Annotated in this window: 32 protein-coding genes; 24 read left to right on the forward strand and 8 right to left on the reverse strand. The window is 67.4% G+C overall.

Annotated elements, in window-relative coordinates:
- The first annotated feature begins 75 nt into the window (after window positions 1–75).
- The 4 genes from tuf (at window position 76) to C0J29_RS05550 (ending at window position 4,422) form a co-directional block, all read left to right on the forward strand.
- Window positions 76–1,266 carry an elongation factor Tu gene (gene tuf / locus C0J29_RS05535; RefSeq protein ID WP_055578873.1) on the forward strand — a complete coding sequence of 397 codons (1,191 nt, stop codon included), beginning with the start codon at window positions 76–78 and terminating at the stop codon, window positions 1,264–1,266.
- 158 nt (window positions 1,267–1,424) lie between these two features.
- A complete protein-coding gene (locus C0J29_RS05540; protein WP_065161807.1) occupies window positions 1,425–2,228 on the forward strand; it encodes an SHOCT domain-containing protein in 804 nt (267 codons plus the stop codon).
- 168 nt (window positions 2,229–2,396) lie between these two features.
- Window positions 2,397–3,215: a mycofactocin-coupled SDR family oxidoreductase gene (locus C0J29_RS05545; RefSeq protein ID WP_120791732.1), complete on the forward strand. Its 819-nt coding sequence runs from the start codon at window positions 2,397–2,399 to the stop codon at window positions 3,213–3,215.
- Window positions 3,216–3,240: 25 nt separating this feature from the next.
- Window positions 3,241–4,422: an NAD(P)/FAD-dependent oxidoreductase gene (locus C0J29_RS05550; protein ID WP_065046092.1), complete on the forward strand. Its 1,182-nt coding sequence runs from the start codon at window positions 3,241–3,243 to the stop codon at window positions 4,420–4,422.
- Here C0J29_RS05550 and C0J29_RS05555 read toward each other — a convergent pair.
- The 4 genes from C0J29_RS05555 to mftR all read right to left on the reverse strand — a co-directional run bounded on the left by C0J29_RS05555 (window position 4,419) and on the right by mftR (window position 7,924).
- Complete coding sequence (locus tag C0J29_RS05555; RefSeq protein ID WP_120791733.1) at window positions 4,419–5,696, reverse strand: VOC family protein; 1,278 nt, start codon at window positions 5,694–5,696, stop codon at window positions 4,419–4,421. The two genes, C0J29_RS05550 and C0J29_RS05555, sit on opposite strands and share 4 nt — an antisense overlap.
- Window positions 5,693–6,220 (reverse strand): RNA polymerase sigma factor, encoded by a 528-nt coding sequence (locus tag C0J29_RS05560; RefSeq protein ID WP_120791734.1) that lies wholly within the window; start codon window positions 6,218–6,220, stop codon window positions 5,693–5,695. Before C0J29_RS05560 ends, C0J29_RS05555 begins: the two co-directional genes overlap by 4 nt.
- A gap of 64 nt (window positions 6,221–6,284) precedes the next feature.
- Window positions 6,285–7,334, reverse strand: a complete 1,050-nt coding sequence (locus C0J29_RS05565; protein ID WP_120791735.1) for a DUF2332 domain-containing protein — start codon at window positions 7,332–7,334, stop codon at window positions 6,285–6,287.
- The gene (gene mftR / locus C0J29_RS05570; protein ID WP_120794571.1) at window positions 7,331–7,924 is read right to left on the reverse strand and encodes a mycofactocin system transcriptional regulator; all 594 of its coding nucleotides are present in this window, start codon (window positions 7,922–7,924) and stop codon (window positions 7,331–7,333) included. Before mftR ends, C0J29_RS05565 begins: the two co-directional genes overlap by 4 nt.
- Before the next feature lie 111 nt (window positions 7,925–8,035).
- Between mftR and mftA the strand changes: the two genes are divergently transcribed.
- The 7 genes from mftA (at window position 8,036) to mftG (ending at window position 14,618) form a co-directional block, all read left to right on the forward strand.
- On the forward strand, window positions 8,036–8,125 hold the full coding sequence (gene mftA / locus C0J29_RS05575) for a mycofactocin precursor MftA (protein ID WP_065046096.1): 90 nt from the start codon (window positions 8,036–8,038) through the stop codon (window positions 8,123–8,125).
- Window positions 8,110–8,433 (forward strand): mycofactocin biosynthesis chaperone MftB, encoded by a 324-nt coding sequence (gene mftB / locus C0J29_RS05580; protein WP_197048155.1) that lies wholly within the window; start codon window positions 8,110–8,112, stop codon window positions 8,431–8,433. Before mftA ends, mftB begins: the two co-directional genes overlap by 16 nt.
- Window positions 8,430–9,623 (forward strand): mycofactocin radical SAM maturase, encoded by a 1,194-nt coding sequence (gene mftC, locus C0J29_RS05585; RefSeq protein ID WP_065161800.1) that lies wholly within the window; start codon window positions 8,430–8,432, stop codon window positions 9,621–9,623. The genes mftB and mftC overlap by 4 nt, the downstream gene beginning before the upstream one ends.
- 2 nt (window positions 9,624–9,625) lie before the next feature.
- Entirely contained in the window at window positions 9,626–10,801 is a 1,176-nt protein-coding gene (gene mftD / locus C0J29_RS05590) for a pre-mycofactocin synthase MftD (RefSeq protein WP_065046099.1), read from the forward strand.
- Between the two features lie 219 nt (window positions 10,802–11,020).
- Complete coding sequence (gene mftE, locus C0J29_RS05595) at window positions 11,021–11,749, forward strand: mycofactocin biosynthesis peptidyl-dipeptidase MftE (protein ID WP_120791737.1); 729 nt, start codon at window positions 11,021–11,023, stop codon at window positions 11,747–11,749.
- A complete protein-coding gene (mftF, locus tag C0J29_RS05600; protein WP_065046101.1) occupies window positions 11,746–13,176 on the forward strand; it encodes a mycofactocin biosynthesis glycosyltransferase MftF in 1,431 nt (476 codons plus the stop codon). The genes mftE and mftF overlap by 4 nt, the downstream gene beginning before the upstream one ends.
- A gap of 8 nt (window positions 13,177–13,184) precedes the next feature.
- Entirely contained in the window at window positions 13,185–14,618 is a 1,434-nt protein-coding gene (mftG, locus tag C0J29_RS05605) for a mycofactocin dehydrogenase MftG (protein WP_120791738.1), read from the forward strand.
- Between the two features lie 4 nt (window positions 14,619–14,622).
- On the opposite strand, the gene C0J29_RS34335 is transcribed toward mftG, so the two are convergent.
- Both C0J29_RS34335 and C0J29_RS05620 read right to left on the reverse strand, forming a co-directional pair.
- The gene (locus tag C0J29_RS34335) at window positions 14,623–15,318 is read right to left on the reverse strand and encodes a PE family protein (protein WP_197748189.1); all 696 of its coding nucleotides are present in this window, start codon (window positions 15,316–15,318) and stop codon (window positions 14,623–14,625) included.
- Window positions 15,319–15,418: 100 nt separating this feature from the next.
- Complete coding sequence (locus C0J29_RS05620; protein WP_120791740.1) at window positions 15,419–17,008, reverse strand: MFS transporter; 1,590 nt, start codon at window positions 17,006–17,008, stop codon at window positions 15,419–15,421.
- Window positions 17,009–17,108: 100 nt separating this feature from the next.
- Between C0J29_RS05620 and C0J29_RS05625 the strand changes: the two genes are divergently transcribed.
- Window positions 17,109–17,774 (forward strand): TetR/AcrR family transcriptional regulator, encoded by a 666-nt coding sequence (locus C0J29_RS05625; RefSeq protein WP_120791741.1) that lies wholly within the window; start codon window positions 17,109–17,111, stop codon window positions 17,772–17,774.
- Here the strand turns inward: C0J29_RS05625 and C0J29_RS05630 are convergent.
- Both C0J29_RS05630 and C0J29_RS32695 read right to left on the reverse strand, forming a co-directional pair.
- Complete coding sequence (locus C0J29_RS05630; protein ID WP_133435539.1) at window positions 17,752–18,138, reverse strand: hypothetical protein; 387 nt, start codon at window positions 18,136–18,138, stop codon at window positions 17,752–17,754. The genes C0J29_RS05625 and C0J29_RS05630 overlap by 23 nt on opposite strands.
- Window positions 18,139–18,149: 11 nt before the next feature.
- Complete coding sequence (locus C0J29_RS32695; protein ID WP_162951348.1) at window positions 18,150–18,290, reverse strand: hypothetical protein; 141 nt, start codon at window positions 18,288–18,290, stop codon at window positions 18,150–18,152.
- 305 nt (window positions 18,291–18,595) lie between these two features.
- On the opposite strand from C0J29_RS32695, the gene rpsJ reads away from it, so the two are divergent.
- The 12 genes from rpsJ to C0J29_RS05690 all read left to right on the forward strand — a co-directional run bounded on the left by rpsJ (window position 18,596) and on the right by C0J29_RS05690 (window position 25,720).
- Window positions 18,596–18,901 carry a 30S ribosomal protein S10 gene (rpsJ, locus tag C0J29_RS05635; protein WP_003873519.1) on the forward strand — a complete coding sequence of 102 codons (306 nt, stop codon included), beginning with the start codon at window positions 18,596–18,598 and terminating at the stop codon, window positions 18,899–18,901.
- 14 nt (window positions 18,902–18,915) lie between these two features.
- Window positions 18,916–19,569: a 50S ribosomal protein L3 gene (rplC, locus tag C0J29_RS05640; RefSeq protein WP_065046107.1), complete on the forward strand. Its 654-nt coding sequence runs from the start codon at window positions 18,916–18,918 to the stop codon at window positions 19,567–19,569.
- The gene (gene rplD, locus C0J29_RS05645) at window positions 19,569–20,249 is read left to right on the forward strand and encodes a 50S ribosomal protein L4 (protein ID WP_065046108.1); all 681 of its coding nucleotides are present in this window, start codon (window positions 19,569–19,571) and stop codon (window positions 20,247–20,249) included. The genes rplC and rplD overlap by 1 nt, the downstream gene beginning before the upstream one ends.
- Window positions 20,249–20,551: a 50S ribosomal protein L23 gene (gene rplW / locus C0J29_RS05650; RefSeq protein ID WP_055576365.1), complete on the forward strand. Its 303-nt coding sequence runs from the start codon at window positions 20,249–20,251 to the stop codon at window positions 20,549–20,551. Before rplD ends, rplW begins: the two co-directional genes overlap by 1 nt.
- A gap of 32 nt (window positions 20,552–20,583) precedes the next feature.
- Window positions 20,584–21,426: a 50S ribosomal protein L2 gene (gene rplB / locus C0J29_RS05655; RefSeq protein WP_055576364.1), complete on the forward strand. Its 843-nt coding sequence runs from the start codon at window positions 20,584–20,586 to the stop codon at window positions 21,424–21,426.
- 12 nt (window positions 21,427–21,438) lie between these two features.
- On the forward strand, window positions 21,439–21,720 hold the full coding sequence (gene rpsS / locus C0J29_RS05660; protein WP_011739061.1) for a 30S ribosomal protein S19: 282 nt from the start codon (window positions 21,439–21,441) through the stop codon (window positions 21,718–21,720).
- Window positions 21,717–22,259, forward strand: a complete 543-nt coding sequence (gene rplV, locus C0J29_RS05665) for a 50S ribosomal protein L22 (RefSeq protein ID WP_065161793.1) — start codon at window positions 21,717–21,719, stop codon at window positions 22,257–22,259. The genes rpsS and rplV overlap by 4 nt, the downstream gene beginning before the upstream one ends.
- Window positions 22,259–23,095, forward strand: a complete 837-nt coding sequence (gene rpsC, locus C0J29_RS05670) for a 30S ribosomal protein S3 (protein WP_055576362.1) — start codon at window positions 22,259–22,261, stop codon at window positions 23,093–23,095. Before rplV ends, rpsC begins: the two co-directional genes overlap by 1 nt.
- Window positions 23,096–23,098: 3 nt before the next feature.
- Window positions 23,099–23,515: a 50S ribosomal protein L16 gene (rplP, locus tag C0J29_RS05675; RefSeq protein ID WP_055576361.1), complete on the forward strand. Its 417-nt coding sequence runs from the start codon at window positions 23,099–23,101 to the stop codon at window positions 23,513–23,515.
- Window positions 23,515–23,757, forward strand: a complete 243-nt coding sequence (gene rpmC / locus C0J29_RS05680; RefSeq protein ID WP_065046110.1) for a 50S ribosomal protein L29 — start codon at window positions 23,515–23,517, stop codon at window positions 23,755–23,757. The genes rplP and rpmC overlap by 1 nt, the downstream gene beginning before the upstream one ends.
- On the forward strand, window positions 23,757–24,104 hold the full coding sequence (gene rpsQ / locus C0J29_RS05685; protein WP_065046111.1) for a 30S ribosomal protein S17: 348 nt from the start codon (window positions 23,757–23,759) through the stop codon (window positions 24,102–24,104). Before rpmC ends, rpsQ begins: the two co-directional genes overlap by 1 nt.
- Before the next feature lie 377 nt (window positions 24,105–24,481).
- Complete coding sequence (locus C0J29_RS05690) at window positions 24,482–25,720, forward strand: cytochrome P450 (RefSeq protein WP_120791742.1); 1,239 nt, start codon at window positions 24,482–24,484, stop codon at window positions 25,718–25,720.
- Window positions 25,721–25,748 lie beyond the last annotated feature (28 nt).

The following is a 25,748-nucleotide window of genomic DNA, read 5'->3' on the forward strand; positions in this document are numbered from 1 at the left end:
CGGTTAGCACCGCGGCAAAACCCAGAAAAATCAACACTGCTTTTTTAAGCACCAACAGTCCAGGAGGACACCAAAGTGGCGAAGGCGAAGTTCCAGCGGACCAAGCCCCACGTCAACATCGGGACCATCGGTCACGTTGACCACGGCAAGACCACCCTGACCGCGGCTATCACCAAGGTCCTGCACGACAAGTACCCGGACCTGAACGAGTCCAAGGCGTTCGACCAGATCGACAACGCGCCTGAGGAGCGTCAGCGCGGTATCACGATCAACATCGCGCACGTCGAGTACCAGACCGAGAAGCGTCACTACGCGCACGTCGACGCCCCCGGCCACGCCGACTACATCAAGAACATGATCACCGGTGCCGCCCAGATGGACGGCGCGATCCTGGTGGTCGCCGCGACGGACGGCCCGATGCCGCAGACGCGTGAGCACGTGCTGCTCGCCCGTCAGGTGGGCGTGCCCTACATCCTCGTGGCGCTGAACAAGTCCGACGCGGTCGACGACGAGGAGCTGCTCGAGCTCGTCGAGCTGGAGGTCCGCGAGTTGCTGGCCGCCCAGGACTTCGACGAGGAAGCCCCGGTTGTCCGGGTCTCCGCGCTGAAGGCGCTCGAGGGCGACGCGACCTGGGTGAAGTCGGTCGAGGACCTGATGGACGCGGTCGACGAGTCGATCCCGGACCCGGTGCGCGACACCGACAAGCCGTTCCTGATGCCCGTTGAGGACGTCTTCACCATCACCGGCCGTGGCACCGTCGTCACCGGTCGTGTGGAGCGTGGCGTGGTCAACGTGAACGAGGAAGTCGAGATCGTCGGCATCAAGCCCACCAGCACCAAGACCACGGTCACCGGTGTGGAGATGTTCCGCAAGCTGCTCGACCAGGGCCAGGCCGGTGACAACGTCGGTCTGCTGCTGCGTGGTGTCAAGCGTGAGGACGTCGAGCGCGGCCAGGTCGTCATCAAGCCCGGCACCACCACCCCGCACACCGAGTTCGAGGGCCAGGTCTACATCCTGTCCAAGGACGAGGGCGGTCGGCACACGCCGTTCTTCAACAACTACCGTCCGCAGTTCTACTTCCGCACCACCGACGTGACCGGTGTGGTGACGCTGCCGGAGGGCACCGAAATGGTGATGCCCGGTGACAACACCAACATCTCGGTGAAGCTGATCCAGCCCGTCGCCATGGACGACGGTCTGCGGTTCGCGATCCGTGAAGGTGGCCGCACCGTCGGCGCCGGCCGGGTCACCAAGATCATCAAGTAGCGCTCACCGCGCGACCTGACGCAAAGACCCCCGAAAACTTCGGTTTTCGGGGGCTTTCGCGTTTTCAACGAAGGAACTTGTGATCGGTAATCACCATGCTGGCGCTACTCTGTCATCACCTTTCGGGTGCCCGACCCGAGCAGAGTTGAGGAGAAAGCATGCTCGCCCGGTACATCAAGATGCAGCTGCTGGTGCTGTTGTGCGGCGGCCTGGTCGGACCGATCTTCCTCGTCGTCTACTTCACCCTCGGCTTCGGTCAGCTGCTGTCGTGGATGTTCTACGTCGGTCTGCTCATCACCGTGGCCGACGTTCTGATCGCGATCGCGCTGACGTACTGGAGCGTCAACAACGCCGCCAAGAACGAAATGCTGGAGCAGAGCGGGGTGCTGGCGCTGGCCCAGATCACCGGCCTGACCGAGACCGGCACCCGGATCAACGAGCAGCCGGTGGTCAAGGTGCACCTGCACGTATCCGGACCCGGGATCGCGCCCTTCGACAGCGAGGACCGGGTAATCGCGAGCGTGACGCGGCTGGGCAACCTGACGGCGCGCAAGCTCGTAGTCCTGGTCGACCCGGCCACGAATGAATACCGGATCGACTGGGAGCGAAGCGCTTTGGTCAACGGGCTGGTGCCCGCCCAGTTCACCGTCGAGGAGGACAACCGGACCTACGACCTCAGTGGCCAGGCCGGACCGCTGATGGAGATCCTCCAACTGCTCAAGTCCAACGGCATTCCGCTCAACCGCATCGTCGATGTGCGTTCCAATCCGGCTCTCCGTCAGCAGCTGCACGCGGTGGTACGTCGTGCCGGCCAGCAGCAGGCGGGTCAGGCCGCTGCACCGCAAGCGCCGCAGGCCTCGGTCGCCGACCGGCTGCAAGAGCTGGACTCGCTGCGGGCCAGCGGGGTGGTGAACGACCAGGAGTACGCCAGCAAGCGTGCCCAGATCATCTCCGAGATCTGAGCCCGCCTGGGTTGTCCACCAACGGAACCTGGCTGCGAATTCTGGCGCGAATTCTCGCGGTGCGGTTCCATTCGCGGCACCCTAGCGCCCGTCGGGCGCCCATCGGGCGACCTAACTAGAACACGTTTCAGTTTCGCTGCTAGCCTGGCAAGCGGCGAAAGGGGACCAGTGGCTGATTCACTTCAAGGGCGGGTGGCTTTCATCACCGGAGCCGCGCGTGCCCAGGGACGTTCTCATGCGATCCGGCTCGCCCGCGAAGGCGCCGACATCATCGCCTCCGACATCTGCGGGCCGGTCTCGGACACCCTGACCTACCCGCCGGCCACACCGGAGGATCTGGCCGAGACCGTCCGCGCGGTGGAGGCCGAGGGTCGCAAGATCCTGGCCCGCGAGGTCGACATCCGCGACGACGCCGCGGTGCGGCAACTGGTGTCCGACGGGGTCGAGCAGTTCGGCCGGCTCGACATCGTCGTCGCCAACGCCGGCGTACTGGGTTGGGGCCGGGTGTGGGAACTGACCGACGAACAGTGGGACACCGTCATCGGGGTGAACCTCACCGGCACCTGGCGCACGTTGCGGGCCACCATCCCGGCGATGATCGAGGCCGGCAACGGCGGCTCCATCGTCGTGGTCAGCTCCGCGGCCGGATTGAAGGCGACGCCGGGCAACGGCCACTACGCGGCCAGCAAGTTCGGCCTGACCGCGCTGACCAACACCCTGGCGCTCGAACTGGGCGAATACGGCATCAGGGTCAACTCAATCCACCCCTACTCCGTCGACACTCCGATGATCGAGCCGGAGGCCATGATGCAGGTGTTCGCCAAACATCCCCGGTTCGTGCACGCCTTCCCGCCAATGCCCATGCAGTACAAGGGTTTTATGTCACCCGACGAGGTATCCGACGTCGTCGTCTGGCTGGCCGGTGACGGTTCCGGCACCCAGTCGGGCACCCAGATCCCGGTCGACAAGGGCGCGTTGAAGTACTGATTGTCGACCGTGCTATGAACTCCACGTGAGCACACACGGAATCGTGATCGTCGGCGGCGGGCTGGCTGCCGCCCGGACCGCCGAGCAACTGCGTCGTGCGGAGTACGCCGGCCCCATCACCATCGTCAGCGACGAGGTGCACCTGCCCTACGACCGGCCACCGCTGTCCAAAGAGGTGCTGCGCAGCGAGATCGACGACACGGCCCTCAAACCGCGGGAGTGGTACGACGAGAAGGACATCACCCTGCGGCTGGGCCAGGCGGCCACCGGAATCGACACCGCGGCACAGACCGTGACGCTGGCCGACGGAACCTCGCTGGGCTACGACGAACTCGTCATTGCCACCGGCCTGGTGCCGCGGCGCATCCCGAGCCTGCCCGACCTGGACGGCATTCGGGTGTTGCGGTCCTTCGACGAATGCATGGCGCTGCGCACCCACGCGTCCTCGGCCAGCAAGGCGGTGGTGATCGGTGCGGGATTCATCGGCTGTGAGGTCGCGGCCAGCCTGCGCGGTCTCGGCGTCGACGTGGTCCTGGTGGAACCGCAGCCGACGCCGCTGGCATCGGTGCTCGGCGAGCAGATCGGCGGGCTGGTGACGCGACTGCACCGCGACGAGGGTGTCGACGTGCGCACCGGCATCGGGGTGGCCGAGGTCCGTGGTGACGGTCACGTCGACACGGTGGTGCTCACCGACGGCGCGGAAGTTCCCGCCGACCTGGTGGTGGTCGGTATCGGCTCGCGCCCGGCCACCGGCTGGCTCGACGGCAGCGGCATCGAGGTCGATAACGGGGTCGTCTGCGACGAGGCCGGCCGCACCAGCGCCCCCAACGTCTGGGCGCTCGGTGACGTCGCTTCCTGGCGCGATGCCACGGGACACCAAGTGCGCGTGGAACATTGGAGCAACGTGGCCGACCAGACCAGGGTCGTGGTGCCCGCCATGCTGGGCCGCGACGTGCCGTCCTCCGTCGTCGTCCCGTACTTCTGGAGCGATCAGTACGACGTCAAGATCCAGTGCCTGGGCGAACCCGAGGCCACCGACACCGTGCACATCGTCGAGGACGACGGGCGCAAGTTCCTGGCGTACTACGAACGCGACGGCGCCCTGGTCGGTGTGGTGGGCGGCGGGTTGCCCGGAAAAGTGATGAAGGTGCGCGCCAAAGTCGCTGCCGCCGTGCCGATTTCGGAGATGCTGAACGCCGGCGGCTAGAACTGCCCCAGGTAGAAGCGCGAGCCCTGGTCGTCGGTGCATTCGGCGGACAGGCCGTACGGCTGCCGGGACGGCTCGTCCAGCACGGTGCCGCCGGCCTCGCGTACCCGGGCCACCGCGGCGTCGATGTCGTCGACGGTCCACATCGGCACCGTGGTGCGACGGGGGCTCCCGCCCGCGGCACCCGACATCGGGTGGGCCTCGCGCACCTGCCACCCGTCGCTGACGCGACCGGGTTCGAACGTCCAGCCCAGTACCCGCCCGTAGAAGTCACGGAAGCCGGCGGACTCCGGTACGTCGTAGGTCACGTAGGCCAGCTCGCCGGGTCCAGATCCGTTGAGCGCCGGGCGTTCCCGGCCCGGTGCCGGTTCGAGCACCGCGAACGCCGACCCCTGCGGGTCGGTGGCATCCAGGGTGACGCCGTGCTCGGAGCGCCGGGTCTCGCCGACCGACCCGCCGGCCGCGGTGATCGCCGCTCGCGCGTCGGCCAGGTCGGTGACGGCGTAGCAGCAGAACATGTTCGGCTCCGCGGCGCCGCCGTGGATGTCGGTGGGCAGATCGGTGTTGGTCACCCGATGCGACGCCGCGTCGACGTTCCACCCCAGCACGTGTGTGTAGAAGGCCGCGGCGCGCTCGGCGTCGGGGACCCGCAGCGAGATGTAACCGAGGTCGCCCCGCCGGATGCCGGCGACCGGGGTGGCCACCGGACCGCTCAGCATCCAGCGGTGACCGAACGGGTCGACGATGGTCGCGTTGCGCGAGCCGTGGCCTTCGTAGATTTCACGCTGCACCGTCGCGCCGTGCTCGCGGACCCGCTGCAATGCGGCATCGGTGTCGGCGACATGCAGCATCAGGCTGACCGATACCGCGCCCGGCTGCGGACCCCGCAATCCCAACTCGGGGTACTCGTCGGCCAGATACAGCACCCCGTCGCCGATCTCGAGCTCGGCATGCCCGATCCGGCCGTCGTCCATCGCCATTGGTTCACCGACCACCACTGCGCCGAACGCCGCGGCGTACCAGTCGATCGCGGCCCGCGCGTCCCGTACGGACAGGTAGGGGAGTGCGGCCGGGCGGGGTGCGGGGGCGGGCTGTGCGGGCAGTTCGGAAATGGTTGCGCTCGAGAAGGCGGATGTGGCGGTCATGACAACTCCTCCGGGGGGTAGTGACAGAGCGGACTCCAGCCGCGCACGCAACCGCGCGGTGAAGCCCGGATCGGGTTGCACCGGAAGGTCTTCGGTGCGCAGCACGTCGAGCGGATCGCGCTGACTCATGACGTGCCCCCTTCCGGATACTCTTTTCGGAACGCTCTCTTGGCGCGAACCAGCAGCGCCTCGGTGGCGTGCACGGTGCGCCCGAGCAAGGCGGCGCACTCGCCGACGCTGCAGTCATCCATATAACGCAGCACCAGCACCGCGCGGTGTGAGTCGCTCAGTCTCTCCAGCACGCTCTCGGCGACCAGCCGGTCCAGCTCGGCATCCCAGTCGTCGGGCGGGTCTCCCGGCTCCGGTGGATCGGCCACCGGCACCGGATCCCGCCGGCGCCGGTAGTGGTCGGCCAGTTTGTGCCGCGCCACTCCCATCAGCCAGGGCATGGCGATCGGCGGCGGATCACCTGCACGTGCGGCGGCTCGCGCGGTTTGCAGTCCGGCCAGGAACGTCTCCGACGTCAGATCCTCCGCCGTCCCGCGGTCGCCGCAGCGGCGCACGAAGTAGCCGTAGACGACCGGCAGCGCTTCGTCGTACAGCTCCAGCAGCGCGCTCGCGACGTCGCGCTCGCGGTGCGGTTGGGCGCTCACATTCTTAATATCGTTGTGGCGGCCCGAACTCCGACGGGGTCAGCGAAAAAACTTTTCCCCGGCGTCACTGCCAGTGCACCGGGGCGCCGTGGGCGTGGCATTCGGCCAGCACCCGCTCCTCGCCGCCGGGCCATGCGGTCGCCCGCACCAGGAATTTCAGCGTGCCCTCCGGCCCCTCTCGCGCCGGCTCGAGAGTCAGGTGCGCCAACGGTTTCAGCGCGTCCGCCTGCGCGGCCAGCCTGTCGATCCCGGCCCGCACCGCGGCGCGTTCGTCCGTGGAAAGGTACTGCCAGGTGATCGAATGCCACAGCACGGTCAGCGCACCTTCGGCCAGGGTCAGCCCGGCGACGGCATCCGCCGCCGTGCAGCGCTCCAAGTGCGCCGGCACCTCGCGGGCCACCGCGATGGCGCCGCGCACCCGGGTCAGTCTGGCGTGCTGGTCGGGCCACACGTAACTGAGCACGGTCAACTCCCCGTCGGGTTCAGTCACGTCGATTGGCGCGATGTCGTAACCGTGCCGTTCGGCGATCTGCAGTCCGCCGCCCGGGGGTAGCTGGCCGTGCCATGCGTCATCGATCACTACCGGCGAGTCGGGCGGTCCCCACTGATTGCCGGCGTATCGGTAGTGGTACCGGTCGGCGCGCAGATTCAGCCCGGCGCTGCTGCCGATCTCGAAAAGCCTTATCGGCAATCGGAATTCGCTGTGAAGGTGCAGCAGGCCACCGATCAGTGCCGCCGACCGGCCCACCTCGTTGGTCTGCGGAGGACGGCGCAGCGCCGCCCGCAACGCGTCGGGCCGCTCGGCCGCGACGTGCAGAATCTCGGGCCAGGCGCGCTGCGCGTCCCAGCTGCCGCCCGCGCTGGGATACCAGCGGCGCAGATGTGCCGCCCGTCCGTCGAGCACCATGCGGTGCAGCCCGCCGAGCAACCGCAGCGGCAGCGCCTGGCCCGATGGCGCCTCCTCGTGACCGGTGAGGATGCTCGCGAACACGCCGCCGGTCTCCACGTCGCCGGCCACCAGGTCGAAGAGTTCGCCGTACATCGCCGACCCGGATCGGGCGCAGAAGCGGCCCTGCGACCGGAGGGTGTGCAGCAGATGCTCTATGGCGCTCACTCGAGTGAGTCCAGGCCCGCCCCGATGACGTCGAACGCATTACCGAGCGCCTCGGGCAGCGAAACCGACTCATCGCCGAGCCAGTGCTCGTAAGCGCTCAGCGCGACCCCGAGCATCGTCCACGCGACGGTCTGCGGGACCAGGTCGGTCGTCTTGCCGCCCGACCTGCGGGCGACGAAGCCGGCGATCACCTCCCGCCAGCCTGCGTACATCGTCAACGAATACGCCTGCAGCTCAGCCGTTTCCAGGATCACCCGCATGCGCTGGCGATGCCGGACCGACTCGCATTCGTCGAAGGTGTTGAACGCCAGCAGTGCCCCGCGCAGCGCCTCGCGCAGCGGTACCCGTGGATCGACGCGGTCCAGCAGTTCCTGCAGTTGTTCGAGGTGGGCGTCGAAGTCGCCCCACGGAATCGCGTTCTTGGAGGCGTAGTAGCGGAACAGGGTTCGGCGCGCTATCCCGGCGGCATGTGCGACGTCGTCGACGCTGACCTCAGCGAACCCGCGTGCCGCGAACAGGTCGATCGCGACGTCAGTGATGTGCAAAGGCGTCGTCGAGCGGCGCCTGCCCACCCGCGACTCCGGCAGCATCAGACCCCGCCCTTCCATTTCGGCACTCGATGCCATATTCTGGCCACGGTCGTGAGATTGTGACCAGCACCACCCATCATTGCCGAATTCCTTCGATGAAAGGCAACCGCCATGGACAACGAGAACCAGACTGAGGCCGAACTCGTCACCGAGACGCTGGTGGAAGAGGTCTCCATCGACGGCATGTGCGGGGTCTACTGACGGTGGCCGCCCCCGCGCCGGCCCGGGAGAGCGCGAAGTTCGACCCGGACAGCGGCTGGCGCCTGCATCCGCAGGTGGCGATCCGGCCGGAACCCTTTGGGGCGCTGTTGTATCACTTCGGCACCCGCAAACTATCGTTCCTGAAGAATCGCACCATCCTGACCGTGGTGCAGTCGCTGGCCGAGCACCCCGACGTGCGGTCCGCATGCCGGGCCGCCGGCGTCGACGACCCCGACCAGGGCCCGTACCTGCACGCGCTGGATGTGCTGGCCCGCTCCACCATGCTGGTACCCCGGGAGGCACCATGACCACCGCAGCAAGAGTCCCCGCGCTGATCGAGCAGTTCGAGCACGGGCTCGACGCGCCGATCTGCCTGACCTGGGAGCTGACCTACGCCTGCAACCTGGCGTGTGTGCACTGCCTGTCGTCGTCGGGCAAACGCGACCCGGGTGAGTTGTCCACCCGTCAGTGCAAGGACATCATCGACGAACTCGAACGCATGCAGGTGTTCTACGTGAACATCGGCGGCGGCGAACCCACTGTGCGACCGGACTTCTGGGAGTTGGTGGACTATGCGACCGAGCACCACGTCGGGGTGAAGTTCTCCACCAACGGCGTGCGCATCACGCCCGAGGTGGCGGCGCGACTGGCGGCCAGCGACTACGTTGATGTCCAGATTTCCCTGGACGGCGCCACTGCCGAGGTCAACGACGCCGTGCGCGGTCCCGGGTCGTTCGCCATGGCGGTGCGGGCGCTGGAGAACCTGGCTGCAGCCGGGTTCCGCGACGCCAAGATTTCGGTCGTGGTGACCCGGCACAATGTGGACCAGCTCGACGAATTCGCCGCGCTGGCAAGCCGTTATGGTGCCACGCTGCGCATCACCCGGTTGCGGCCGTCGGGACGCGGGGCCGACGTCTGGGAGGAATTGCACCCCACGTCCGAGCAGCAGGTGCAGCTGTACGACTGGCTGGTGGCCAAGGGCGAAGGGGTGCTGACCGGTGACTCGTTCTTCCACCTGGCGCCGCTGGGTTCGCCGGGCGCGCTGGCCGGGCTGAACATGTGCGGCGCCGGCCGGGTGGTGTGCCTGATCGACCCGGTGGGCGACGTGTACGCCTGCCCGTTCGCCATCCACGACCGCTTCCTGGCCGGAAACGTGTTGACGGACAGCGGTTTCGGCCTCGGTTTTGCCAGTGTCTGGAAGAACGCCCCGCTGTTCCGCGAACTGCGCGAGCCGCAGTCCGCCGGAGCCTGTGGCAGTTGCGGGCACTACGACAGCTGCCGGGGCGGCTGCATGGCGGCGAAGTTTTTCACCGGCCTGCCGATGGACGGTCCCGATCCCGAGTGCGTACAGGGTCACGGTGCGCCGGCGCTGGAGGCCGAACGTGAGACACCACGGCCGCGCGTCGACCACTCCCGTGGTAAGCGGCTCAGCACTCCGGTGCCGTTGACCCTGTCCATGAGGCCGCCGTCGCGGCTGTGCAACGAAAGCCCCGTATAACCATGGCAGACCAATGGTTTGAAACCGTCGCGATTGCCCAGCAACGCGCTAAGCGGCGGCTGCCGAAATCCGTCTATTCGTCGCTTATCTCGGCCAGCGAAAAAGGCGTAACGGTAGCCGACAATGTGGCGGCATTCAGCGAACTCGGATTCGCTCCGCACGTCATCGGTGCCAGCGCGAAACGCGACCTCTCGACCACCGTTATGGGCCAGGATATTTCGATGCCGGTCCTCATTTCGCCGACCGGCGTCCAGGCGGTCGATCCGGACGGTGAGGTCGCCGTCGCACGGGCCGCCGCGGCCCGCGGCACGGCCATGGGTCTGTCCTCGTTCGCCAGTAAGCCGATCGAGGAGGTCATCGCCGCCAACCCCAAGATCTTCTTCCAGATCTACTGGCTCGGCGGGCGGGACGCGATCGCCGAACGGGCCGAGCGGGCTCGTGCGGCCGGTGCGGCCGGATTGATCGTCACCACCGACTGGACGTTCTCGCACGGGCGCGACTGGGGCAGCCCCAAGATCCCCGAAGAGATGAACCTGAAGAACATCCTGAAGCTGTCGCCGGAGGCGATCACCAAGCCGCGTTGGCTGTGGAAGTTCGGCAAGACGATGCGGCCGCCGGACCTGCGGGTACCCAACCAGGGCCGCCGCGGTGAGCCCGGCCCGCCCTTCTTCGCCGCGTACGGCGAGTGGATGGGCACACCCCCGCCTACCTGGGAGGACATCGCCTGGCTGCGGGAACTATGGGGCGGACCGTTCATGCTCAAGGGCGTCATGCGCGTCGACGACGCCAAAAGGGCAGTGGACGCTGGTGTTTCGGCGATCTCGGTGTCCAATCACGGCGGCAACAACCTGGACGGCACGCCCGCGTCGATCCGCGCGCTGCCGGCGGTGGCCGAGGCCGTCGGCGACCAGGTCGAGGTCCTGCTCGACGGTGGCATCCGCCGGGGAAGTGACGTCGTCAAGGCCGTCGCACTCGGCGCGCGCGCGGTGATGATCGGTCGGGCCTATCTGTGGGGTCTGGCGGCGGCCGGCCAAGCCGGCGTCGAGAACGTGCTCGACATCCTGCACGGCGGCATCGACTCGGCGCTGATGGGCCTCGGGCATTCCTCCATTCACGACCTCACCGCCGACGACATCTTGATTCCGTCCGGATTCACCCGGGAGTTGGGCATTCGCTGAACTGGTCGCGGCTGGCCGTATCACGCACAGCCTGGCCATATTACGAAGTCACGGTTTTACTGCGCCGGGCCCTACCACAGAGTCGGCGACTCGGGAATGACCATTTGCCCGAAACTGGTACTGGCGGGGCAGTCGTGGCAAACGAGCAGAGATTTCGCCAATCGATCAACAGCACGGAAAAAAAATTCGATAGATAGGGCAACAATCGGTGCACGCCAGGTGAATTCGTCTTACCATCACCGGGTGCCTGTACACGGCGAACTGGGGGATTCGACGTCGAGCCAACTCTCCATATCCGCATCGCCGTCAATATTGATTCCGCTAGGGGCTACCGAACAACATGGTCCGCACCTGCCATTGGACACCGACACCCGGATCGCCACGGCGGTCGCCCGCGCCGTGGGTGAGCGGCTCTACTGGATGGTGGCGCCCGCGATCGCATACGGCGCCAGTGGCGAGCACCAGAGTTTCGACGGAACGATCTCGATCGGCACGGATGCCTTGACCACGTTGTTGGTGGAATACGGGCGCTCGGCGACCTGCTGGGCGCAGCGGCTGGTGTTCGTCAACGGCCACGGCGGCAATATCAGCGCGCTGCAGAATGCGATCGGCCGGCTCCGCGCCGAGGGCCGCGACGCCGGGTGGTGCGCCTGCGCCTGCGCCGGCGGCGATGCGCACGCCGGCCACACCGAAACATCCGTGCTGCTCCACATCTCGCCGGACTCCGTGCACACCGACCGCATGCTCGCCGGCAACGAAGCGCCGCTGCGCGAGTTGTTGCCGTCCATGCGACGGGGCGGGGTCGCGGCAGTCAGTCGCATCGGGGTGCTGGGAGATCCGACCACGGCCTCCGCGGCCGAGGGGAGCCGGATCTTCAGCGAGATGGTCGACGACTGTGCCCGGCGCATCGGCCGTTGGACGCCCGGTGCCGACGGGATGCTGACGTGACCGCGCCGGTGACCCGGCTGCCGAATGGATTTGCTGTTCAGGTCGATCGCCGGGTCCGGGTGCTCGGCGACGGCAAGGCCCTGCTGGGTGGCTCGCCGACCCGGCTGCTGCGGTTGGCGCCAGCCGCCCAGGGCATGCTCTGCGACGGCCGGCTCAAGGTTCGCGACGAGGTCAGCGCCCAGCTGGCCCGCACCTTGCTGGACGCCACCGTAGCCCACCCGCGCCCCGCGACGGGCCCCTCCCATCGCGATGTCACGGTCGTTATTCCGGTGCGGGACAACATATCTGGTGTACGACGACTGGTCACGTCGCTGCGCGGGCTGCGGGTCATCGTCGTCGACGACGGGTCCGCCGTCCCGATCGAACTGGAAGATTTCGCGGGATCGCACTGCGACATCGAAGTGTTGCACCACGTACGCAGCAAAGGCCCGGCGGCAGCTCGGAACACTGGACTGGCGGCCTGCACCACCGACTTCGTGGCATTCCTGGATTCCGATGTGGCACCGCGTCGCGGCTGGCTCGAAGCTTTGCTGGGCCACTTCTGCGACCCGACAGTCGCACTGGTGGCGCCCCGCATCGTGGGTCTGGGGCAGGACGAGAACGTGATCGCCCGCTACGAAGCGGTGCACTCGTCGCTGGACCTGGGCCTGCGGGAGGCGCCGGTACTGCCGCACAGCGCCGTGTCCTACGTGCCGAGTGCGGCAATCGTGTGCCGCACGTCGGCGATCCGGGGTGTCGGCGGATTCGACGAGACGATGCACTCCGGCGAAGACGTCGACCTGTGCTGGCGACTGGTTGAAACCGGCGCCCGGTTACGGTACGAGCCGATCGCGTTGGTCGCCCATGACCACCGGACCGAGTTGCGGGACTGGATCGCTCGCAAGGCGTTCTACGGAGGCTCGGCGGCGCCGTTGTCGGTGCGGCACCCCGACAAGACCGCGCCGGTGGTGATTTCCGGTTGGGCGCTGACGGCCTGGATCCTCATGTCGCTCGGAACCGGCCTTGCCCAATTGGCGTCGATCGTCATCGCCGTGCTCACCGGCCGCCGGATCGCCAAGGCCCTGCGCGGCGCCGACACATCGGTGGAGACCTCGCTGTGGGACGTGGTCGTCATCGCCACCCGGGGACTGTGGTCGGCGGCGCTGCAATTGGCATCGGCCATCTGCCGGCACTACTGGCCGGTGGCCCTGCTGGCGGCGATGCTGTCGCGGCACTTCCGGCATGTCGTGGTGGTCGCGGCGATCGTCGACGGGGTGGCGGACTGGCTGCGCCGCCGAGACGCCGTCGGTGAGGACGCCGAACCGATCGGCCTGCTGACCTTCCTGTTGCTCAAGCGCATCGACGACCTGGCCTACGGAATCGGCCTCTGGTACGGCGTGGTACGCGAACGCAACATCGGCGCACTCAAGCCACAGATCCGGACGTAACGGCCGCCTTGTCTGCAGCCGCCCGGCACAGCGATGTGCTGATCGTCGGCGCCGGAAGCGCCGGTTCGGTTGTAGCCGAACGTCTTTCCGCCGATCCGAGCCGCAGCGTGACGGTGCTGGAGGCAGGTCCCGGACTCACCGATGCCCAGCTGCTGACGCGCACCCGCAACGGGCTGCAGCTACCCATCGGTGCGGGCAGCCCCCTGGCCGAGCGCTACCTGACCACACTCACCGACCACCCGGCGCGGCAGGCGTCGCTGGTGCGGGGAACGACGGTCGGCGGATCCGGCGCCGTCAACGGAGGCTACTTCTGCCGGGGACTGCCCGGCGACTTCGACCGCATGGCGATACCCGGCTGGGCATGGACCGACGTGCTGGACCACTTCCGGGCCATCGAGACGGATCTGGACTTCGCCACGCCCGCGCACGGCGACGGCGGCCGGATCCCGGTTCGCCGCACGCGCGATCTGACCGGCGTCACCGAGACCTTCGTCGCCGCCAGCCGGCGGGCGGGATTCGAGTGGGTCACCGATCTCAACGATGTCGGACCCGAGCTGCCGGCGGGCGTGGGCGCGGTGCCGCTCAATATCGTCGATGGCGTCCGCACCGGGTCCGGAGCCGCCTTCCTGTTACCCGCGCTACAGCGGCCGAACCTGCAGCTGCTGGATCGAACCCGGGCGGTGCGCCTGCGCTTTGCCGGTGCCACGGTAGTGGGTGTGGACGCAGTGGGGCCCGACGGCCCGATGGACCTCACGGCGGATCGAATCGTCTTGTCGTCCGGCACAATTCGATCGGCACATCTGCTGATGCTCTCTGGCATAGGCGAACCGGCGATGCTGCGTTCCGCCGGCGTGAAAGTTGTTGCGGCGCTGCCGGTTGGGCTGCGATGCAGCGATCATCCGGAATGGGTGCTGCCGACCGACTGGGAGGTGGCGGCGGACCATCCGGTGTTGGAAGTCGTGCTCAGCACCGCCGAAGGTATCGAAATCCGGCCCTACACCGGTGGTTTCATTGCCATGACCGGCGATGGCGCTGCCGGGCACAGCGACTGGCCGCACCTCGGCGTGGCGCTGATGCGGCCGCGCTCGCGCGGACGCATCACCCTGGTGTCCGCAGACCCTGACACGCCGCCGCGAATCGAGCATCGTTACGACAGTGAGCCGGCCGACGTTGCAGATTTGCGGACGGGATCTGAATTGGCCCGCGAATTCTGCTACACCACAACAGGTCCGGCGGCCTGGTCGACATCACAACATCTGTGTGGCAGCGCCCCGATGGGGATTGATGGTAATTGTGATGCTGTGGTGGACAGCAGGTGTCGGGTTCTCGGCATCGAAAACCTCTGGGTGATAGACGGATCCATCCTCCCGGTGGTCCCCAGTCGCGGACCGCACGCGACCATCGTCATGGTGGGGCACCGCGCGGCTGAATTCGTTCAGTGAACTGTCAGCTCGACGCCGGCGCCGCTTCGCCGGCGGATTCCATCCGCGCCGTCGGAGCACCGGCGATCGCCGCTGCCGGCACCGCCCGCGCCGCCAGCGGAGCCGGCAATGCCGACACCGCTGCCGTCTCCTCGATTTCGACGGGTTCCGCGGAGCGCGCCGCCAGCGCGGGTTGACGGGTCGCCGACCCTGCCGGCCCCACCGCCCCCGCCGTTACTGCCGAGGCCACCGATCCCACCGGCGTCGCGGCGGGTGCGATCGCCGAGCCCACCGGTCCGGCTACCGATGCCGCACTGACGGCCATCGTCTGCGCCGCGACCGCGGCCGCCGGCGCCGCGTGGACGGTTTCGTTCAAGACCCCGGGCCCCAGCGTCTGCTGCGGCATGTTCACGACACCGGACTGGACGCTGGAAACGTTCGCCGCCTCGGTGACGGCGTAGGACTGGGAGCCCAGGTTCATCAACTGGACGAACTGGTCGTGAAAGGCCGCCGCCTGTGCGCTGAGCGCCTGGAAGACCTCGGCGTGCGCGCCGAACAGAGAAGCGATCTCCGCTGACACCGCGTCGGCGCCGGCCGGGATGAATGCCCCGGTCGTCGGGAGTGCAGCCGCGGCGTTGGCATCGGCGATCGCCGAACCGATGTTCGCCAGATCCGTTGCCGCCGCAGCGACATACTCCGGCGCAGCGATTACGTACGACATGCGGCCCCCCAGCCAAACATGGATCGTGTCCGACGCCCGTTACGAACCTTCCCCCTTATCGGATGGTAGCCGCACTAGGCGACGCCCGCGGCGTTTTCGCTCAATGCGATCGGGCCTGTCCGCGGACATTCCTGATGCGGCGGGCCAGGCGCAGTTGGCGCCCATCGCGGCCGGGAGCCCACAGCCCGATCAGCACCGCGGACACGGCGACGATCACCGCCATGGCGATGGTCGACGCATGCATGGCGTGCAGAAATGCCGTCTGGCTCAGGGTGGTCAGTCGATCACCCTGGGGGCCAAGCTTTTCCGATATTTCGACGGCCTTGGCCAGGGAGTCGGACGCGGGCCCGCGCACCGGCTCGGGGAACCCCGTCAGCCGCGGCCGGAGCTCGTCGCTGTAGCTGCCGGCAAGGATGGAGCCCGCCACCGCAATCCCCAGTGCGCCGCCCAGCTCACGTGCGGTGTCGTTGACCGCAGAGGCCACCCCCTGCTTCTCGTCCGGTACGGCCCCCATGATCGCCGACGTCGTGGGCGCCGTGCAGAGCCCGATGCCGGTGCTCAGGATCAGGGTCGGCCAGGCGAAATCGAGGTAGGACGGGTGCAGGTCGAGCGTGAGCATGCACAAGAAGCCCACCGCCATCATCAGCGTGCCCAGGAACAGCACCAGGCGAAGTCCCAGCTTCGGCACGTACCACCATGACAGCGCCGAGCAGATGCCCAGCGGCACCATGAACGGACCGAGGGCCACCGCCGTCATCAGGGGTGAGTAACTCATGATCTGCTGGACGTACTGCATGGCGAGAAAGAAGAAGCCGAACGTGCCGCCGAACAGCACCACGATGGTCGCCACGCCCGTCGCAAAGCTGGGATCGGCGAACAGGCGTACGTCCAGCAGCGGGTGTTTCCGCCGGAATTCGACCGCCGCGAAGACCCCGGCGATGACCGTGCCCAGCGCGAGTCCGCCCCAGACCTGGGCATCGTCCCAGCCCCGCGTGGGCGCCTGCAGGATTGCGAACACGCCGATCGCGACCGCCGCGCCGATCAGTACCGCGCCCCACCAGTCGACGCGGGGTGCGTCGTTGTCCCGGGACGGCGAAATGGTGCACGCCATAACGAAAATCAGCAGACCGCCCGCGCCCAACGACCAGAAGATGGCGTGCCAGTCCCAAAACCGAAGCAGCAGGCCGGAACCGAGCATGCCGATCACCCCGCCGGACCCGGCCGTGCCGGCCCAGATGCCAACGGCCCGCAGCCGCTGCTCTTTTGGATACGCCACGGTCAGCAGCGACAGTGTCGCGGGCATGACGAACGCAGCACCGACACCGGCCACGGCGCGTCCCGCGATGATCTGGGTCGGTGAGTGCAGCAGCGCCGGCGCGACCGAGGCCAGCGAGAAGATGACGAGGCCGGCGAGCAACGCGCCCCGGCGGCCGTACCGGTCACCGACCGCGCCCGCGGGCAGCAGCAGGCAGGCCAGCGCCACGGTGTACCCGTCGACGATCCACGTCAGTTGCGTCTGCGTGGCGGAGGTGGCGACCGCGATGTCTCCCAGTGCGGTATTCAGCGCCGTCATCGACGCAACCACCAGCGACACCCCGAGGCACGCCACCGCCAGCGTCCAGCGCTGTGCCCGGGTGCTGTGGCCTGCTTCGTGCCCGCGCTCTCCGGGCCGGACTATGGTCTGGACCATGTGTGGCGCCCCCTTTCGGTGGCGAGGTAGTGACCGAGACTAATAGTCTCGTAGGTAGACCATTGATCTCGTTTCCAAACAAGTTCAAACCAGGAGGTGCATCACAATCAGCGAGGGGAGTTACCGGGATCCCCGTCCGGCACGCTCGCGGGCTCGTTTGCTGGAGGCGGCTGCCGGGCTGCTGCGCAGCGGAGGACCCAGCGCGGTGACCGTCGACGCGGTCACGCGGGCCGCCAACGTCGCCAGGGCTACTCTCTATCGCCATTTCCCTAGCGGAAACGATTTGCTGGCAGCAACATTCAGCAGTCTCATCCCGCCCGCGCCGATGCCGCCGGCCGAAGGCTCGCTGCGCGAACGGTTACTGGCCCTGGTCCTGGCCCAGGCCGAAGCCATCGCCGAAGCGCCCGCTGTGCTGACCGCGATGGCTTGGCTGGCGCTGGGCCCGGACCTGCAGGAACTACCCGGGCCGAGCGACTCGCCCGCGGCGCAGAGCGCGATCACCGGCCTGCGCGAGCGCATCGCCCAGCAGTACGCGGCGCCCTTCGACGCGCTGTTCGACAGCCCACAGGCCGCCGAGTTGGGCACCGAGTTGGGGAAAGTCGACCGCTCGAGCGCAATCGCGCTGCTGATCGGCCCCCTGGTGCTCGGCCGGCTGAGCACGCTGCCGGCCTTCGACTATCGAGAGACCGCGCGCGCCGCCGTCGACGGCTTCCTGGAGGTCCAGTGCCGTCGCGGCGGGACGGTCAAAGACCGGTCCGGTCCTTGATCCGCTGCCGGACCGCGGGCTTGCCCTCAGCGAGTGTTGCCAGACCCAGCCGGGTAGCGCTCCAACGGAACTCGTTGTCGACGATCCACCGCACGTACGCCAGTTCCGAGTGCTCCAGCAGCTGAACGGCTTCCAGTAACGACTCCTGCACCGGACGCGCCGGCAGGATCAGGCCCCGGCGCTGCGGGAAGCCGCGGAACATCCAGTCGCTGAAGTCGGACAGCGCCAGCACCGGTACGCGCCTGGGTGCGTCGGGGCCGAAGGCGGCCATCAGCTCTGCGGCCAGCTCGCCCGGCGGCGCGCCGTTGATCCAGTCGACCATGGGTTGTGCCGCGTCAGGTTCTCCCGGATTGGGACCAATCACGGCCTGGGAGCCTACGCGCGCCGGTCGGCGCCGGTCGAGGACGCGCCATAAAAGCCCTGGTAGCGTCGCTGCCGACGACGATCGGGGACCGTTCGGGGCGGGCCGCCGGTGTTCAGGGCCCGGGATTTGGCCCAGGCGTTGATCTGGGGCATACTGTTCAGGTTGCCCTGCGCCAGGTTCATCCCTGGCCGGGCATACGACCAGCGCTCACATGGGCGCGTCCGGTCCCCACCTTGGAGCGCGACTAATTCGGCCGCCTACGAGGCTGCGTGCGGGTGACACACCCGAGCGCGGGGAGCGGTTGAACCACGACAGGTAAACAGCGGCGCAGTATCCGGCGCAACGCTAGATCGGCCCTCCTCAGGGCGGTCGATCCGCGCGCCGGGGGGCACTGGAGTCGAATAACGACTGAAGTCCGGACACGGGCTCACAGTGTGGGAGAAGAGGTAGGAGAAGCGTGGCGGGACAAAAGATCCGCATCAGGCTCAAGGCCTACGACCATGAGGCTATTGACGCGTCGGCGCGCAAGATCGTCGAGACCGTCGTGCGTACCGGAGCCAGCGTCGTGGGACCGGTGCCGCTGCCGACGGAAAAGAACGTGTACTGCGTCATCCGCTCTCCGCATAAGTACAAGGACTCGCGGGAGCACTTCGAGATGCGTACACACAAGCGTCTGATCGACATCCTCGACCCGACGCCGAAGACCGTTGACGCGTTGATGCGCATCGATCTTCCGGCCAGCGTCGACGTCAACATCCAGTAGGAGCTTGGGCAGCAATGGCAAGAAAAGGCATTCTGGGTACCAAGCTGGGCATGACGCAGGTATTCGACGAGAACAACAGAGTCGTGCCGGTGACTGTCGTCAAGGCCGGGCCGAACGTGGTGACCCGCGTCCGTACCCCGGAGCGTGACGGATACAGCGCCGTGCAACTGGCTTACGGCGAAATCAGCCCACGCAAGGTCAACAAGCCGGTCACCGGCCAGTACGCCGCCGCGGGGGTCAACCCGCGCCGGCACCTGGCCGAGTTGCGGCTGGACGACGCGGAAGCGGCGGCCGAGTACGAGGTCGGCCAGGAGCTGACGGCGGAGATCTTCGCCGACGGCGCTTACGTCGATGTCACCGGCACCTCCAAGGGCAAAGGCTTCGCCGGCACCATGAAGCGGCACGGCTTCCGTGGGCAGGGCGCCAGCCACGGCGCCCAGGCGGTACACCGCCGCCCGGGTTCCATTGGCGGATGCGCCACTCCGGCAAGGGTTTTCAAGGGCACGCGGATGGCCGGCCGGATGGGTAACGACCGGGTGACCGTGCAGAACCTGGTGGTGCACAAGGTCGACGCCGCCAACGGCGTGCTGTTGATCAAGGGTGCGGTCCCCGGCCGCACCGGCGGACTCGTCGTGGTCCGCAGCGCGATCAAACGAGGTGAGAAGTAATGGCCGCACAAGATTCCAACAGCTTGAAAATTGACGTGAAGACGCCGGCGGGCAAGGTTGACGGCTCCATCGAGCTGCCCGCCGAGCTGTTCGACGCGCCGGCCAACATCGCACTGATGCACCAGGTGGTCACGGCGCAGCGCGCCGCGGCCCGCCAGGGCACGCACTCCACCAAGACCCGCGGTGACGTCAGTGGCGGTGGCCGCAAGCCGTACCGGCAGAAGGGAACCGGCCGCGCCCGCCAGGGTTCGACCCGGGCTCCGCAGTTCACCGGCGGTGGTGTGGTGCACGGTCCCAAGCCGCGCGACTACAGCCAGCGCACGCCCAAGAAGATGATCGCCGCCGCGTTGCGCGGGGCGCTGTCCGACCGGGCCCGCAACGGACGCATCCACGCGGTCACCGAGCTGGTGGAGGGGCAGACCCCGTCGACCAAGAGCGCCAAGGCTTTCCTGGCCACGCTGACCGAACGCAAGCAGGTCCTGGTGGTCGTCGGCCGTAGCGACGAGGCCGGTGTGAAGAGCGTGCGCAACCTGCCCGGTGTGCACATCCTGCCGCCGGACCAGCTCAACACCTACGACGTGCTGCACGCCGACGACGTGGTGTTCAGCGTCGAGGCCTTGAACGCCTACATCGCAGCCAATACCGCCAATGCGGCATCTTCCGAGGAGGTTTCGGCCTGATGGCAACCATCGCTGACCCCCGCGACATCATCCTGGCGCCGGTCATCTCCGAGAAGTCCTACGGGCTGCTTGACAACAACGTGTACACCTTCGTGGTGCACCCCGACTCGAACAAGACGCAGATCAAGATCGCCATCGAGAAGATCTTCGCCGTCAAGGTCGCTTCGGTGAACACCGCGAATCGGCAGGGCAAGCGCAAGCGCACCCGGTCCGGTTACGGGACGCGCAAGAGCACCAAGCGCGCCATCGTCACCCTGGCGCCGGGTAGCAAGCAGATTGACCTGTTCGGAGCCCCGGCCTAGCCGGCGAGCGCGAGAGAAAGATCTGATCAGACATGGCAATTCGCAAGTACAAGCCGACGACCCCGGGCCGTCGTGGCGCGAGTGTCTCGGATTTCTCCGAGATCACCCGGACGACGCCGGAGAAGTCTCTGGTGCGCCCGCTGCACAGCAAGGGTGGACGTAACGCGCACGGCCGCATCACCACCCGTCACCAGGGCGGCGGCCACAAGCGCGCCTACCGGGTGATCGACTTCCGTCGCAACGACAAGGACGGCGTCAACGCCAAGGTCGCGCACATCGAGTACGACCCGAACCGCACGGCGCGGATCGCGCTCCTGCATTTTCTGGACGGCGAGAAGCGCTACATCATTGCGCCGAACGGACTTTCGCAGGGTGACATCGTCGAATCGGGCGCCAACGCCGACATCAAGCCCGGCAACAACCTGCCGTTGCGCAACATCCCGGCCGGCACCCTGGTGCACGCGGTGGAGTTGCGGCCGGGTGGTGGTGCCAAGCTGGCGCGCTCGGCCGGCTCCAGCATCCAGTTGCTCGGCAAGGAAGCCACTTACGCCTCGTTGCGCATGCCCAGCGGCGAGATCCGCCGGGTCGACGTCCGCTGCCGGGCGACGGTCGGTGAGGTGGGCAACGCCGAGCAGGCAAACATCAACTGGGGCAAGGCCGGTCGTATGCGGTGGAAGGGCAAGCGCCCCTCCGTCCGTGGTGTGGTGATGAACCCGGTCGACCACCCGCACGGCGGTGGTGAGGGTAAGACCTCCGGTGGTCGTCACCCCGTCAGCCCGTGGGGCAAGCCCGAGGGCCGTACCCGCAATCCGAACAAAGCCAGTAACAAGCTCATTGTCCGACGCCGGCGCACCGGCAAGAAGCACGGCCGGTAGGAGTAACCAACCATGCCACGCAGCCTGAAGAAGGGTCCGTTCGTCGACGACCATCTGCTCAAGAAGGTCGATGTGCAGAACGAGAAGAACACCAAGCAGGTCATCAAGACCTGGTCGCGACGGTCCACCATCATCCCGGACTTCATCGGCCACACGTTCGCGGTGCACGACGGCCGCAAGCACGTGCCGGTGTTCGTCACCGAGTCGATGGTGGGGCACAAGCTGGGGGAGTTCGCGCCCACCCGCACCTTCAAGGGACACATCAAGGACGACCGGAAGAGTAAGCGGCGATGAGTACTACCACTGAATATCCGTCTGCGACCGCCAAAGCGCGGTTCGTCCGGGTGTCGCCGACGAAAGCGCGCCGGGTCATCGACCTGGTGCGTGGCCGGTCGGTGGCCGACGCTCTCGACATCCTGCGCTGGGCGCCGCAAGCGGCCAGCGAGCCGGTGGCCAAGGTGATCGCCAGTGCCGCGGCCAACGCGCAGAACAACGACGGCCTGGACCCCACCACTCTGGTGGTGGCCACCGTGTACGCCGACGAGGGTCCCACCGCCAAGCGCATCCGGCCGCGCGCGCAGGGCCGCGCGTTCCGGATCCGCCGGCGCACCAGCCACATCACGGTGATCGTGGAGAGCCGGCCCAGCAAGGACGAGCGCTCCTCGAAGTCGTCGCGTACCCGTCGGGCCGAGGGCAGCAAGGCCGCCGCCAAGGCGCCTGCGAAGAAAGCTGCGTCGAAGGCGCCCGCAAAGAAGGCGGCAACCAAAGCTCCCGCCAAGAAGGCACCCGCAAAGACTTCTGAGGCTTCTGAAGCGAAGGGAGGCTCAGACTAGTGGGCCAGAAGATCAATCCGCACGGCTTCCGGCTCGGTATCACCACCGACTGGAAGTCACGCTGGTACGCCGACAAGCAGTACTCCGAGTACGTCAAGGAGGACGTCGCGATCCGCCGGCTGCTGTCGTCCGGCCTGGAGCGCGCAGGTATCGCTGACGTGGAGATCGAGCGGACCCGTGACCGGGTCCGGGTCGACATTCACACCGCCCGGCCGGGCATCGTCATCGGCCGCCGCGGCACCGAGGCCGACCGCATCCGCGCCGACCTGGAGAAGCTGACCAAGAAGCAGGTCCAGCTCAACATCCTCGAGGTGAAAAACCCGGAGTCCCAAGCACAATTGGTGGCCCAGGGAGTCGCGGAGCAGTTGAGCAACCGGGTGGCGTTCCGCCGCGCGATGCGCAAGGCCATCCAGTCGGCCATGCGTCAGCCCAACGTCAAGGGCATCCGGGTGCAGTGCTCGGGCCGTCTCGGCGGCGCCGAGATGAGCCGCTCGGAGTTCTACCGCGAGGGCCGGGTTCCGCTGCACACCCTGCGGGCGGACATCGACTACGGCCTCTACGAGGCCAAGACCACCTTCGGCCGGATCGGCGTGAAGGTCTGGATTTACAAGGGCGACATTGTCGGCGGCAAGCGCGAATTGGCCGCTGCCGCACCAGCCGGCGCTGACCGCCCCCGCCGCGAGCGTCCGTCGGGCACCCGCCCGCGGCGCAGCGGTGCCTCGGGCACCACGGCGACCGGTACCGACGCGGGCCGGGCAGCCGGTGGCGACGAAGGCGCTGCCGCGGCTCCCGAAGCTGCGGCACCCGCAGTAGAAGCGCAGAGCACGGAGAGCTGAATCATGCTGATTCCCCGCAAGGTCAAACACCGCAAGCAGCACCACCCCCGCCAACGCGGCATCGCCAGTGGCGGCACCGCGGTGAACTTCGGTGACTACGGTATCCAGGCGCTCGAACACGCCTACGTCACCAACCGGCAGATCGAGTCCGCTCGTATCGCCATCAACCGGCACATCAAGCGTGGCGGCAAGGTGTGGATCAACATCTTCCCGGACCGCCCGCTGACCAAGAAGCCCGCTGAGACCCGGATGGGTTCGGGTAAGGGCTCGCCGGAGTGGTGGGTGGTCAACGTCAAGCCCGGACGGGTGCTGTTCGAGCTGAGCTACCCGAACGAGCAGATCGCTCGCGCGGCGCTCACGCGAGCGATCCACAAGCTGCCGATCAAGGCACGCATCGTTACCCGAGAGGAGCAGTTCTGATGGCAGTGGGAATCTCCCCTGGCGAACTGCGCGAGCTCACCGACGAGGAGCTGCAGGAGCGGGTTCGCGAGTCCAAGGAAGAGCTGTTCAATCTGCGCTTCCAGATGGCCACCGGTCAGCTCAGCAACAACCGCCGGCTCCGCGTCGTGCGTCAGGAGATCGCGCGCGTCTACACGGTGCTGCGCGAACGAGAACTGGGTCTGGCTAGCGGACCCGATGGGTCCGACGGTAAGGAGTCGTGATGGCAGAGGCTAAGAAGGCGGCTCCCAAGGCAGCCGCGACCAAGGATGCCCCCGCAAAAGATAAGGGCCCCAAGCACACTCCGGCCACCCCCAAGCCGCGCGGTCGCCGCAAGACCCGCATCGGCTACGTGGTCAGCGACAAGATGCAGAAGACCATCGTCGTCGAGCTCGAAGACCGCGTCCGGCACCCGTTGTACGGCAAGATCATCCGGACCACGAAGAAGGTCAAGGCCCACGACGAGAACAGCATCGCCGGCATCGGCGACCGCGTCTCGCTGATGGAGACGCGGCCGCTCTCGGCCACCAAGCGCTGGCGCCTCGTGGAGATCCTCGAGAAGGCCAAGTAGCCCGCGAACAGACGCAAAAGCCCCCGTTTCCTACCTGGAACGGGGGCTTTTGCGTCTTCTCGCGCAAGAAAAATGGGGGTGTCCGCGAGTCCGTCCACCGATCGGGGGACAGCGAATACCACCGCATTCCGGCTCATCAGGGGACATCGCCGGCCGGGTTGAATCGTTAGTTTCGAATTGCACGATTCAATCAGCGAGTCAAGGAGTAACCGTGTCCCACGAAATGCTGTTCAACGAGAGCGAGATCGCCTACTCGGCGCCGATCTACAGCGTCAGCGACGCCTGCGAATAAGCGAGCGCTACGGACCCCGGCGCCACACCGCGTTTACGACAGCGGGTGACGTCGGGGTCAGTCGCCCTGTTCCCGAACGGATTTCATGACAACCTGCTTTGTGCCGGCCCGGCTCGATGTCGACCTCACCGACCCGGCCAACTTCGACCACGGCTTCCCGTACCACCTCTTCGACGCCCACCGGCGCGAGGCGCCGGTGTTCTGGCACGAGCCCACCGCGCACACGCCCGACGGCGAGGGGTTCTGGTCGGTCGCCACCTACGCCGACACGATTGCGGTGCTGCGGGATTCGGTGACCTTCTCGTCCGAGACCGGCGGTAAGCGACCATTCGGCGGTACTCTGCTGCAAGACTTCCCGGTGTCCGGCCGGCTCATCAACATGATGGATGACCCGCGGCACGCCGCAATCCGACGATTGGTCAGCTCGGGTCTGGGACCGCGAATGATCGGCCGCATCGAGGACGACCTGCGTCGCCGGGCGCGCCGGTTGTTCGACCAGATCAAACCGGGCGAGCCGTTCGACTTCGCGGCCGACGTGGCCGCCGAACTGCCCACCCAGATGATCTGCATCCTGCTGGGAGTGCCCGAGGTGGACCGGCACTGGTTGTTCGAGGAGATCGAGGCGGGGTTGAACTTCCGCGGGTCCAGCAAACAGTTCGTGTCATGGATCTATGGCACCGATGCGCAATCCCGGCGCGACGATTACGGCCGTGAGCTGATCGCCCGCAAGCGCGCCGAACCCGGCGACGACATGCTGTCGATCGTGGCCAACGCGACCGTCGACGGCCAGCCGTTCATGTCGGACGAAGAGGTCTATCTGTTCTTCCATCAGCTGTTCAGCGCCGGCAGTGACACCACCCGCAGCGTCACCTCCGTCAGCCTGCTCGCTCTGGCGCAGCGGCCCGATCAATGGCACCAGCTGCGCCGCGACCCCGGCATGCTCCCGACGGCGATCGAAGAGTTCGTGCGATGGACGACGCCGTCACCGTCCAAGCGGCGTACGGCCACCCGCGATGTCACGCTGGCCGGGCACCACATCGAGGAAGGGCAGAAGGTGCTCGTCTGGGACGCCTCGGCCAACCGCGACCCGAGCGTGTTCGACCGTGCCGACGAGTTCGACATCACCCGAAAGCCCAACCCGCACCTGGGTTTCGGGCAAGGCGTGCACTACTGCCTGGGTGCCACCCTGGCCCGCCTGGAGCTGCGCGTGTTCTTCGAAGAACTGTTGCCGCGGTTCGAGCGCGTCGAGGTGTTGGCACCGCCGGAATGGGTCGGCAGCAACCGGCGCAACGGCCTGCGGAGCTTGAAAGTCCGGATGCACTGACCGCCCCGGGGCGCCCCCGAAATCTCAG

Origin of the sequence: Mycobacterium paragordonae, from assembly GCF_003614435.1 — a bacterium.
In the GTDB taxonomy this organism is placed as follows: Bacteria; Actinomycetota; Actinomycetes; order Mycobacteriales; family Mycobacteriaceae; genus Mycobacterium; species Mycobacterium paragordonae.